The organism is Bacillus stratosphericus (genome assembly GCF_020524495.1).
Lineage (GTDB): Bacteria > Bacillota > Bacilli > Bacillales > Bacillaceae > Bacillus > Bacillus stratosphericus_B.
In genome coordinates this window covers 33119-44308 of the sequence record NZ_JAIVLB010000027.1, presented here as the reverse complement: position 1 = coordinate 44308, position 11190 = coordinate 33119, and the positions used below count along the sequence as shown (strand labels likewise).

General features: G+C 41.7%; 9 protein-coding genes. All 9 read left to right on the top strand.

Annotation, left to right across the window (positions count from 1 at the left end; all coding sequences use genetic code 11):
- On the top strand, positions 1 to 92 hold a 92-nt coding region (locus LC033_RS11800; protein ID WP_226568657.1), incomplete at its 5' end, for an IS3 family transposase.
- A gap of 101 nt (positions 93 to 193) precedes the next feature.
- Positions 194 to 772 (top strand): superoxide dismutase family protein, encoded by a 579-nt coding sequence (locus LC033_RS11795; protein WP_226568650.1) that lies wholly within the window; start codon positions 194 to 196, stop codon positions 770 to 772.
- Positions 773 to 861: 89 nt separating this feature from the next.
- A complete protein-coding gene (locus tag LC033_RS11790; protein WP_226568647.1) occupies positions 862 to 1737 on the top strand; it encodes an ATP-binding protein in 876 nt (291 codons plus the stop codon).
- 11 nt (positions 1738 to 1748) lie between these two features.
- Positions 1749 to 3665 carry a vWA domain-containing protein gene (locus LC033_RS11785; protein WP_226568645.1) on the top strand — a complete coding sequence of 639 codons (1917 nt, stop codon included), beginning with the start codon at positions 1749 to 1751 and terminating at the stop codon, positions 3663 to 3665.
- Between the two features lie 229 nt (positions 3666 to 3894).
- Entirely contained in the window at positions 3895 to 6729 is a 2835-nt protein-coding gene (gene sucA, locus LC033_RS11780) for a 2-oxoglutarate dehydrogenase E1 component (RefSeq protein ID WP_226568643.1), read from the top strand.
- A gap of 14 nt (positions 6730 to 6743) precedes the next feature.
- Complete coding sequence (gene odhB / locus LC033_RS11775) at positions 6744 to 7982, top strand: 2-oxoglutarate dehydrogenase complex dihydrolipoyllysine-residue succinyltransferase (protein ID WP_226568641.1); 1239 nt, start codon at positions 6744 to 6746, stop codon at positions 7980 to 7982.
- 199 nt (positions 7983 to 8181) lie between these two features.
- On the top strand, positions 8182 to 8898 hold the full coding sequence (locus tag LC033_RS11770) for a (Fe-S)-binding protein (RefSeq protein WP_226568639.1): 717 nt from the start codon (positions 8182 to 8184) through the stop codon (positions 8896 to 8898).
- Positions 8899 to 8919: 21 nt separating this feature from the next.
- A complete protein-coding gene (locus LC033_RS11765) occupies positions 8920 to 10344 on the top strand; it encodes a LutB/LldF family L-lactate oxidation iron-sulfur protein (RefSeq protein WP_226568637.1) in 1425 nt (474 codons plus the stop codon).
- The gene (locus LC033_RS11760; protein WP_226568635.1) at positions 10341 to 11069 is read left to right on the top strand and encodes a LutC/YkgG family protein; all 729 of its coding nucleotides are present in this window, start codon (positions 10341 to 10343) and stop codon (positions 11067 to 11069) included. The genes LC033_RS11765 and LC033_RS11760 overlap by 4 nt, the downstream gene beginning before the upstream one ends.
- Positions 11070 to 11190 lie beyond the last annotated feature (121 nt).

The window sequence follows — 11190 nt, the reverse complement described above, 5'->3', positions numbered from 1 at the left end:
ATATTGATTACTACAATCACACACGTATAAAGACGAAACTAAAAGGCATGAGTCCGATACAATATCGAACTCATGCCTCGAAAGCTGTCTAATAAATACCGTGTCTAACTTAAGGGGGTGCACTTCAAATTCGGTTTTTTTTGTTTGTCCTCTCATGTGATTGTCCATACTGATATCAAAAGGGGGCAGTCATATGAAAATGTCAGTGTGGACGATCATGATTTGTTTGACCTTTCTTGTATCAGCATGTCATGCACCGCCGAAAAAAGAAACGACAGAAGAGAGCCGTGAAGCTGCAGCATCTAAGCAAGCGCCAATCACCACTTCATTGATCAATGAAAGTGGGCGAAAAATAGGAAGCATCGAAGTAAGGGAATCTATTGCAAATGGACTCGATTTACATGTGAAAGCGAAAGGATTACCGCCAGGGCCTCACGGTTTCCATATTCATGAGACAGGTATATGTGAAACGCCGGATTTTGAAACGGCAGGTGCCCATTTTAATCCAACGCATAGGGAGCATGGCTTTGACAACCCAAAGGGGCATCATGCTAGTGATATGCCTAATTTAGAGGTGGGAGCAGATGGTCAAATTGATGTTGTCGTCAATGTACCAGATATAACCTTAAAGGGGGGCCCGAATCAATTGTTAGATCAAAACGGACGAAGCTTTATCATCCATGCAGAAGCAGATGATTACTTAAGCAACCCTTCTGGAAACTCTGGTAAACGCATTGCTTGCGGAGCGATCACAAAAGAAATGGGAAAATAACAGATGAAGAACCTTTATGTATTGAGTGCATAAAGGTTTTTTTAGTATACTTGTTGAGGAAAATGTTCGAAGAGAGGAATTAATCATATATGTTTAAACAATCACTCCCAGAAGAAATTCAAGCAATGATCGAAGCGAAAGCAAAGGTTCTAGAAGAAGAATTTCGTCCGCTCATCGGAACAGGTGGTTATGAATCACAGGATACTTCTATCATTCAAGATGCCATGATTGCGCTTGCGCTAGGAAAAAACGTCCTTTTAAAAGGGCCGACTGGCTCAGGTAAAACAAAACTAGCAGAAACCTTGTCCGCTTTCTTTAAACAGCCGATGCACAGTGTGAACTGCTCGGTTGACCTTGATGCAGAAAGCTTAATTGGCTATAAAACCATCCATAATGATGGTCAGGCCGCTTCTATTGAATTCATTGAAGGACCCGTTACAAAAGCGATGAAAAAAGGCCACCTTTTATATATTGATGAAATCAACATGGCCAAACCGGAAACACTACCTATTTTAAATGGTGTACTCGACTACCGAAAAATGATGACAAACCCATTTACAGGTGAAGTCGTCAAAGCAAAAGAAGGCTTTGGTGTTATTGCGGCAATCAATGAAGGGTATGTTGGTACAGTGCCTTTAAATGAAGCGCTGAAAAACCGTTTTGTCGTCATTGATGTTCCTTACATTGGCGGCGGTATTTTAAAAGGCGTGCTACAATCTCAGTCGGTTTTAAAGGATGAGCGGTTAATCGATCAATTCGTACAGCTCTCATCAGATCTCATTACACAAGCACACAATGGACAGGTTAGTGAAGAAGCAGCTTCCATCCGTGCGCTCTTAGATACATGTGATCTTGCGCAATATATCCCGCCGCTTCGTGCAGTTGAACGAGGGATTGTTGAAAAGCTAGAAGATCACCGGGAAAAAGCAGCGGTAAGAAATATCGCCCAAACATTATTCGAGTGAGGTTTTGACTTTTGAAATTCATCAAATTTAATGACAGCAGAATCGATTCATTTCTATTGATGGAATTAACGGATTTAGCCAAAACGTTAGCGAAAAGTGATGATGTAGAACTTGAATACGGTGTGCAATCCTACTATGAACCTTTTGAAAAGAAAATTTTCATCAGCCATTTTTGGGATGATCGTAAACAAGAAGACATGATAGCAGGGCTGAAAAGTGATGTTTTTTTGCGCGCAGTAGGGACAGTGCATAGTGATCTTACTGTGTTTGAGGACATCATCCGCTATGCTCACACACTATCAATTCCTGATGTATGTAAACAATTGTTTATGCTGTTTGAAGATATCCGGATTGAAGAACGGATTAAACGTGACCGCCCAGGAACAAAAAAGGTATTTAAACGTAGAAGAGAGCTTTACAGGCGTCACTTTAAGACGCAATTAACCATTAACCAAGAACGAAGCATTTTAACAGACGCATTGTTTTGTGCGATTTATGTGAAGCTGACAACTGATTCACCGTTAGAAGAGATTCCACCCCTTCACGAACGGATCAACCCAATGATACCGTTTATAGAATCGAGCCTTGAACGTGTCTATGAAGCAGGCTCAACATCTGACATCGCCACAATTGTGAAAGAATTGACCGAAGGCTTTGATGAGCTTCTTGAAAAAGATATGCTGAATACATACTTTTTCTTCCCGGAATTGGACTATGAAAAAGCGGCAAAAGAACCGCTGTTCCATGACTTAAAAAGAAAACCTAAAATAAGTGAGGACATCAAAGTTGACCGGGAAAAAGATGGGGATGAAGACATCCACCAAGAATATATGGAAGTTTGGCATAGAGAAACTGAAGCGCCATCAAAAAGCTTTCTTCAATTTGATTTAGAGCACGGCGGTAAAAGTGATCTCGGTAAGGATGCGGCAAGAGAAGGTGATGATGGAGATCAGGCGTTTGGAACTGTTCAAGGCTCTGCAAAACAAACACATCGAAAAGACTATTCAAAGCTTGAAGCACTAGAAGAGGCTAATGGGGAAGAAAGCGGAGTAGATGCTCATGAAAATGGAAAAGAGAACAAATATGCGTTTCCGGTGATGACTTCACCAGAGCCTCCAGTTCCAGAGCAAATAGATGTGTACAAGCAGTATGCAAAGGCGATAAAACCTTATCAAAAACAGTTAAAGCAAATGATTCAAAAAACACTAGAGCATAAAAAATCATGGCCAAAAACCGACCTTCATGCAGGACGTCTCAGTAAAAAGCTTGTCCGCTATTTTACAGAGTCTAACCCGCGTCTTTTCTATAAAAAACAGGCACCATCTTCTCAAATTGATGCTGTTTTTACCTTATTAGTTGACTGTTCTGCGAGCATGTTTGACAAGATGGATGAGACGAAAAAAGGGATTGTTCTTTTTCATGAAGCGTTAAAATCAGTTCAAGTACCGCACCAAATTGTTGGGTTCTGGGAAGATACAAACGACGCAACAGAAACAAGTCAGCCGAACTATTTCAACACAGTCGTGTCTTTCAAAGATTCTTTATTTGATGCAGGGCCTTCCATTATGTCACTTGAGCCAGAAGAGGACAACCGAGATGGCTATGCGATTCGCCAAATGACAAAAATGATTTTGAAACGAAGAGAAGAACAAAAATTTCTCATTGTGTTCTCAGACGGGGAACCAGCCGCATTCAGCTACGAGCAAAATGGGATCGTAGATACGCATGAAGCGGTTCTTGAAGCGAGGAAAAAGGGAATTGAGGTCATCAATGTGTTTTTATCCAATTCACCGATTGAAGAAGCGCAGATGAAAACCATTCAAGATATGTATGGCAAGTTCAGCATTTTTGTACCAGATGTCGATACATTACCAGATGTCTTATATCCATTACTGAAGAAACTGCTGTATAAAAGCATTGGGGCATAAGGTTTTGTTTTGCCCCTTTCTTCAAATTATTTTTCGGAATGATTTAAATTCTTTGTTTTTCTTTGAATTTTTTATCTTTAATTTAACAAAGAATGTAGAAAGTAATCCGAAACAGTGGTAAAATATTATTGGAAGCGTTTTATTACATAAATTTGGTCATTATGTTCTGGAAGTTATATCGAGATAGTGTTCAATCACTTGATGATCAAAGTTGGGGGTAGTGTTCAAAATGTTTCAAAATGATGTGAAACAACCGTTGAGTTGGGAAGAATTTCATGGTCCGAACCTCGGCTACGTGCTCGAGCTCTATGATCAATATGTCCAGGATCCTACTAGTGTTGATGAAGATCTAAGAGGCATATTTGATGAACTTGGTGCACCACCGAGTGAAATGAAGGAGGAAATTAGGAAAAAAGAAAATAGCGTAGTTACTTCTGAACAAATCCAAAAGATAGCATCAGTCGTTAAACTGGCAGAAGACATCAGAACGTATGGCCATTTAAATGCTTCCGTCAATCCTCTTCGTAAAGAAAAGGAATTACAAGAGCTGTTTCCTTTAAAGGATTACGGTTTAACAGAAAAAGATGTCAGGGATATTCCGATATCGATTATTAGTGCAAATGCACCAAAAAACATTTCAAACGGCATAGAAGCCATTAACCATTTGAGAAATACGTATAAGCGTACCATTTCATTTGAGTTTGATCATGTTCATGACTTCGAAGAACGAAACTGGCTCTTAAACTCGATCGAATCTGGTGAACTATTTATGAAAAAGCCAGCGGATAAACTGGTTTCTGTATTCAAAAGATTAACAGAAGTCGAGAATTTTGAGCAGTTCCTTCATAAAACATTTGTTGGACAAAAGCGTTTTTCTATAGAAGGATTAGACGCACTTGTTCCAGTACTTGATGAAATTATATCAGAGTCTGTTACACAAGGGACTTCAAATATTAACATTGGAATGGCACATAGAGGTCGTTTAAATGTATTAGCACATGTTTTAGGAAAGCCATATGAGATCATTTTCTCAGAATTCCAGCATGCGCCAAATAAAGAGCTTGTTCCATCTGAGGGCTCTATTGGGATCAGCTACGGATGGACAGGGGATGTCAAGTACCATCTTGGGGCTGACCGTCAAATTAAAGATGAAGATACAAAGAGTGCGAGAGTCACCCTTGCCAATAACCCAAGTCACTTGGAATTTATTGACCCGATTATTGAAGGAAGCACACGTGCCGCTCAGGAATCGCGTACTCAAAAAGGCTATCCAGTACAAGACGTTGAAAAGGCGCTAGCCATCTTAATTCATGGTGATGCTGCATTTCCTGGAGAAGGAATTGTAGCAGAAACATTAAATTTAAGTCAATTGGTCGGCTATCAAGTGGGTGGAACAATCCATATCATTGCAAACAATATGATTGGGTTTACCACTGAAAGCAATGAGTCTCGTTCAACGAAATACGCGAGTGACCTTGCAAAAGGCTTTGAGATTCCAATTGTTCACGTCAATGCAGATGATCCAGAAGCATGTTTAGCGGCTGTTCAGCTAGCTGTAGAATACCGTAAACGCTTCAAGAAGGATTTCTTAATTGACCTGATTGGTTACCGCAGATACGGTCATAACGAAATGGATGAGCCTTCTACGACTCAGCCAATGCTATACGATGCGGTCCGAAAGCATAAAACCGTTAAGAATATCTTTGCGGATAAGCTTGTCACAGAGGGCCTTCTGTCAAAAGAACAAAGAGAAGAAATCGAGCAGGCTGTGACGGCAAAAATAGAAGAAGCCTATAAAAAAGTGCCTTCAAAGAAAGAACATACGATTCAAGAAATCGAACTGCCAGAGCCAGTATCTAATGGTTTCCCAGCAGTTGACACATCAGTAGAATTTGATGTATTGAGAAAGCTGAATGAAGAATTGATTAGCTGGCCGAAAGATTTCCAAGTATTTGGTAAGCTAAAACGGATCCTTGAAAAACGTGCAAAGGTGTTTACAGATGCCCGTAAAGTGGAGTGGTCACTTGGGGAAGCACTGGCATTTGCATCTATATTAAAAGACGGTACGCCAATTCGAATGACTGGACAGGATTCAGAGCGAGGCACATTTGCTCAAAGAAACCTTGTTCTTCACGACAGCCAAACGGGAGATGAATTTATTGCTCTTCATGAACTGAGTGATGCGAATGCTTCATTTACAGTTCATAACAGTCCACTCTCGGAAGGCTCTGTCATTGGATTTGAATATGGTTATAATGTCTATTCTCCTGAAACATTGGTGATTTGGGAAGCTCAATTTGGAGACTTCGCAAATGCGGCTCAAGTGTATTTTGATCAATTTATTTCAGCAGGTCGCGCAAAATGGGGACAAAAATCAGGTCTTGTGATGCTCTTACCACATGGATATGAAGGACAAGGTCCAGAACATTCAAGTGGAAGAACAGAGCGCTTCCTGCAATCAGCTGCTGAGAATAACTGGACAGTGGCGAACCTGACAAGTGCAGCGCAATACTTCCATATTCTTAGAAGACAGGCGAAAATGCTGCTTCGTGAAGAGATTCGTCCGCTTGTCATTATGACACCGAAGAGCCTGCTTCGTAACCCGAACACATTATCTGAAGTCAAAGAATTAACGGATGGAGAGTTCCGTGCAGTTCTTGAACAGCCAGGACTTGTGCATGATCATGAAAAAGTATCACGCCTCGTTCTATCCAGCGGGAAGGTATCGATTGATATTAGTGATCGTTTTACTCAAATGGAAGAGCCGAAAGATTGGATTCATATTGCTAGAGTGGAACAACTATATCCATTCCCAGCTAAAGATATTAAAGCAATTTTAACGAAACTGACGAACTTAGAAGAAATCGTATGGGTGCAAGAAGAACCACAAAATATGGGGGCTTGGGGATACATTGAGCCATATTTACGTGAAATTGCACCTGAAAAAGTAAAAGTACGTTACATCGGCCGCAGAAGACGTTCAAGTACGGCTGAGGGTGATCCAACTGTGCATAAAAAAGAACAAGAACGAATTGTATCTGATAGCTTGACTCGCAAAAACTAAGGGGGAAATGAAAAATGGCGGAAATTAAAGTACCTGAATTAGCGGAATCAATCTCGGAAGGAACGATTGCTCAATGGCTGAAGCAGCCGGGCGATTATGTTGAGCAGGGAGAATATCTGTTAGAACTTGAAACAGATAAAGTCAATGTCGAACTGACAGCTGAAGAATCTGGTGTGCTAAAAGAAGTGCTAAAAGATTCTGGTGACACTGTACAAGTTGGAGAAGTCATCGGAACCATTGTAGCAGGTGAAGCTGGCGGAAGCGAGTCCGCAGCTTTAGCACCAGCTTCGAAAGAAGAACCGGCAGCTGAACAAAAGGAAGAAGCAGCAAAAGAAGAGCCGAAATCTGGTAATGGCAGAACCATCGCTTCTCCTGCAGCTAGAAAACTAGCACGGGAGAAGGGGCTAGACTTATCTGAGATTCCAACCGTAGATCCGCTGGGCAGGGTACGAAAGCAGGATGTGGCTTCTTATCAAAAGAATGAAGCGCCTGCAAGTGCACCGAAAGCCGCGCCAAAAGCAAATGCTTCAGTGCAAAATGATCAAGCAGGGAAACCAGTTGAGCGTGAAAGAATGTCACGCCGGAGACAAACGATTGCTAAACGCTTAGTTGAAGTTCAACAAACGGCTGCGATGCTGACGACATTTAATGAAGTCGATATGACAGCTGTGATGGACCTAAGAAAGCGTCGTAAAGATGCCTTCTTTGAGCAAAATGATGTGAAACTTGGCTTTATGTCCTTCTTCACAAAAGCAGTTGTAGCAGCACTGAAAAAATATCCGCTTCTCAATGCAGAAATCCAAGGTGATGAGCTTGTCATTAAGAAATTCTATGATATCGGCATCGCTGTCGCTGCCAATGAAGGACTCGTTGTACCGGTTGTCCGTGATGCAGACAGATTGTCATTTGCAGGGATTGAAAAAGAAATTGGTCATCTTGCGAAAAAAGCAAGAGATAACAAGTTGTCTCTCAATGAGTTACAAGGTGGATCATTCACGATCACAAACGGAGGAACATTTGGTTCTCTTCTTTCAACACCGATTCTAAACAGCCCTCAAGTTGGTATTTTAGGGATGCATAAAATTCAACTTCGTCCTGTTGCGATTGATGAAGAACGTTTTGAAAACCGTCCAATGATGTATTTAGCTCTTTCTTACGACCACCGTATTGTTGATGGAAAAGAAGCAGTTGGATTCCTTGTCACCATTAAAAGCCTACTTGAAGATCCTGAGCAGCTATTGCTTGAAGGATAATGATTAAAATAAGAAGCTAGCACCTATTATGGTGCTAGCTTCTTTTGATGAAGCAATAAGTGGAATATGTCCAAATTTTAGACAAATCACTTCGTTGAAATTTCACAAATTTGGGGTTAAAATGAAATGAAGACTTATCATTTAGTCATCAGATGACCAGATATGAATCAAAGTGGAACAAAAGAAAGGAAGTTCGCGGATGAAAGTCAGTTTATTCGTCACCTGTTTAATTGACACAATGCAGCCAAATGTAGGAAGGGCGACAGTCGAGGTGTTAGAGCGCCTCGGTGTTGAAGTGGAATTTCCAGAAGCACAAGTGTGCTGCGGGCAGCCAGCCTTTAACAGCGGCTATACAAAAGAAACGATCAAAGCAGCGAAAAACATGATCAAAGCCTTTGAATCAGCTGAATATGTCGTGACACCATCAGGTTCTTGTAAGGCGATGTTTTTAGAGTATCCTCATCTTTTGAAAGAAGATCCAGTGTGGTCAGCCCAGGCTGAGGGGCTTGCTGCGAAAACCTATGAATTAACGGAATTTATTGTTGATATTTTACACGTGACAGATGTAGGTGCGAGTCTGAAAGGAATAGCAACCTACCATACCTCCTGCCATATGACGAGACTGCTAAGAATTAAGGAAGCGCCATTCACATTGTTGTCAAATGTCAAAGATTTGACGATTGAACCATTGCCTCGTTCAGAAAATTGCTGCGGATTTGGAGGAACCTTTTCAGTGAAAATGACACCCATTTCTGAGCAAATGGTCGACGAAAAAGTACAAAGTATAGAGGAAGCAGGCGCTGAATATATCATTGGTGCTGACTGTGGATGCCTGCTGAATATTGGTGGAAGGCTGAACCGTCTTGAAAAACCAATCAAAGTGATGCATATCGCAGAAGTATTAAATAGCCGCTGACGCTAAGAGGGGGAACGGCACATGAGTATGAAAATTGGAGAGAAGGCCTTTAAAGAGCGAATCGGGGAAGGCTTAGAAGACGCTGTCATGAGAGGAGCTGTTTCTTCGGCACAGGAGCGCCTGTATAAAAGGCGGTTGGCTGCAAGCGAAGAGCTTGGCAACTGGGAAAAATGGCGTGAACTTGGCGAGGAGATCAGGCAGCATACACTGGCCCATCTTGATGACTACTTATATCAATTAAGCGAGAGCGTGAGTGAACGCGGAGGCCATGTCTTTTTTGCAAAAACAAAGGAAGAGGCATCAGCGTATATTCAAGAGGTGGCACAAAAAAAAGCGGCCAAAAAGATCGTCAAATCAAAATCTATGGTCACAGAAGAAATTGAAATGAATCAAGCACTTGAAGAGATCGGCTGTGAGGTAGTTGAAAGCGATCTTGGTGAATATATTCTGCAAGTAGACGATCATGAATCGCCTTCGCATATCGTGGCACCTGCTCTTCATATGACAAAAGAGCAAATACGGGAAGTGTTTCACGAAAAGCTTGGATATGACATGTCAGACACCCCTGAAGATATGACGAGCTTTGTGAGAGCGATATTACGAGAAAAATTCCTCGAAGCCGATATTGGCGTGACCGGCTGTAATTTTGCTGTGGCGAACACAGGCTCAATTTGTCTTGTGACAAATGAAGGGAATGCGGATTTCGTCACTGCTATACCAAAGACACATATAGCAGTCATGGGGATGGAGCGGCTTGTTCCAACGATGGAGGAGCTTGATGTCCTTGTTGGACTTTTGTGCAAAAGCGCAGTCGGTCAAAAATTAACAAGTTATATCTCCGTCGTGGGGCCAAAAGGAGAAGGAGAGGTCGATGGGCCAGAAGAGTTTCATTTGGTCATTGTTGATAACGGGAGGTCAAATATATTAGGTACACCTTTTCAGCCTGTTCTGCAATGTATTCGGTGTGCAGCTTGTATTAATGTATGCCCAGTTTATCGGCATGTTGGCGGACATGCGTACGGATCGATTTATCCGGGTCCGATTGGCGCTGTTCTCTCGCCACTTCTTGGCGGCTATGATGACTACAAAGAGCTTCCCTTTGCATCAAGCTTGTGTGCAGCCTGTACGGAAGCTTGTCCCGTGAAAATTCCACTTCATGAATTATTAGTCAAACATAGACAAGTCATCGTTGAAAAAGAGGGGATAGCGCCCAAAGCTGAAATGATGGCCATGAAAATGTTTGGAATGGGGGCATCGACTCCCAGCGTGTATCAATTTGGAACAAAGGTAGCCCCTGCTTTGATGAATCGTATGGCCTCAAATGGACGGATTTCAAAAGGAATGGGTCCTTTAAAGAATTGGACAGATATTCGCGACCTGCCAGCTCCAAGTAAAGAGAGATTTCGAGATTGGTTTAAAAAGAAACAAAAGGAGGAGCGGGAATGAAAGGAAGCATTTCTCATCGAGATTCGTTTTTAGCTCATATCCAGCATCAATTAGGCAAAGGTCCCTCTCTATCTATCCAGCGTCCGGTATGGAAACATCAAGTACATTGGGAAACAAACGGGCTTCTGTCTAAAGAAGAATTGGTGGAGCAATTAAAGAAGCAATGTCAACAAATTCACACAAGAGTGATTGAAACAACGCCGCAGGAAGCGCCGTCTGCATTACGCTCAATAATGGCAGAGTATGGAGAGGGTGAAGTGATGACTTCAAGCGATAGCCGTTTTGGTCAATATGGATTTCATCCTATGTTTGTCGGCTTGCAAAAAGAAGGCATCGCAGTCACTAGCTGGGAAGCAGATGCTTCAAGGTACGAAAATATAAGGCAGGCAGAAAAAGCGAAATATGCAGTTGTGTTCAGTGATTACACACTTGCAGAATCAGGAACGGTTGTTGTTTCATCCCATCAAGGTCAAGGAAGAGCACTTCATTTTTTACCAATGATGTATATTGTGTGTATAGAAAAGAGCACGATTGTTCCACGAATGATTCAGGCCGTTTCGGCTTTCAATCGGTCGGTAGAAGAGAGGGAGCAGCCAAAAGGAGCCATTCATTTTATATCAGGTCCGAGTAATTCTGCCGATATTGAAATGAATTTAGTGGTTGGTGTTCATGGTCCGTTTCGGGCCGTTTATCTACTAATAGATAATGAATCAGGGCTTTCATAAGTTTTAAAAATCATCTTGCCGCTTGTGATTTCAATTATGGCCATTTCGTTTTCTTCTATTATTGTCAAATGGTCGAGTGCTCCTGTCGCTATTTTAAGTGATGGCAACAAAAAAATCCGGT

Excerpts from the sequence above, each read along its gene's own strand:
- LC033_RS11795 (WP_226568650.1), top strand. The coding sequence starts at position 194 with ATGAAAATGTCAGTGTGGACGATCATGATTTGTTTGACCTTTCTTGTA.
- LC033_RS11790 (WP_226568647.1), top strand. The coding sequence starts at position 862 with ATGTTTAAACAATCACTCCCAGAAGAAATTCAAGCAATGATCGAAGCG.
- LC033_RS11760 (WP_226568635.1), top strand. The coding sequence starts at position 10,341 with ATGAAAGGAAGCATTTCTCATCGAGATTCGTTTTTAGCTCATATCCAG.
- LC033_RS11765 (WP_226568637.1), top strand. The coding sequence starts at position 8,920 with ATGAGTATGAAAATTGGAGAGAAGGCCTTTAAAGAGCGAATCGGGGAA.
- LC033_RS11770 (WP_226568639.1), top strand. The coding sequence starts at position 8,182 with ATGAAAGTCAGTTTATTCGTCACCTGTTTAATTGACACAATGCAGCCA.
- sucA (WP_226568643.1), top strand. The coding sequence starts at position 3,895 with ATGTTTCAAAATGATGTGAAACAACCGTTGAGTTGGGAAGAATTTCAT.
- odhB (WP_226568641.1), top strand. The coding sequence starts at position 6,744 with ATGGCGGAAATTAAAGTACCTGAATTAGCGGAATCAATCTCGGAAGGA.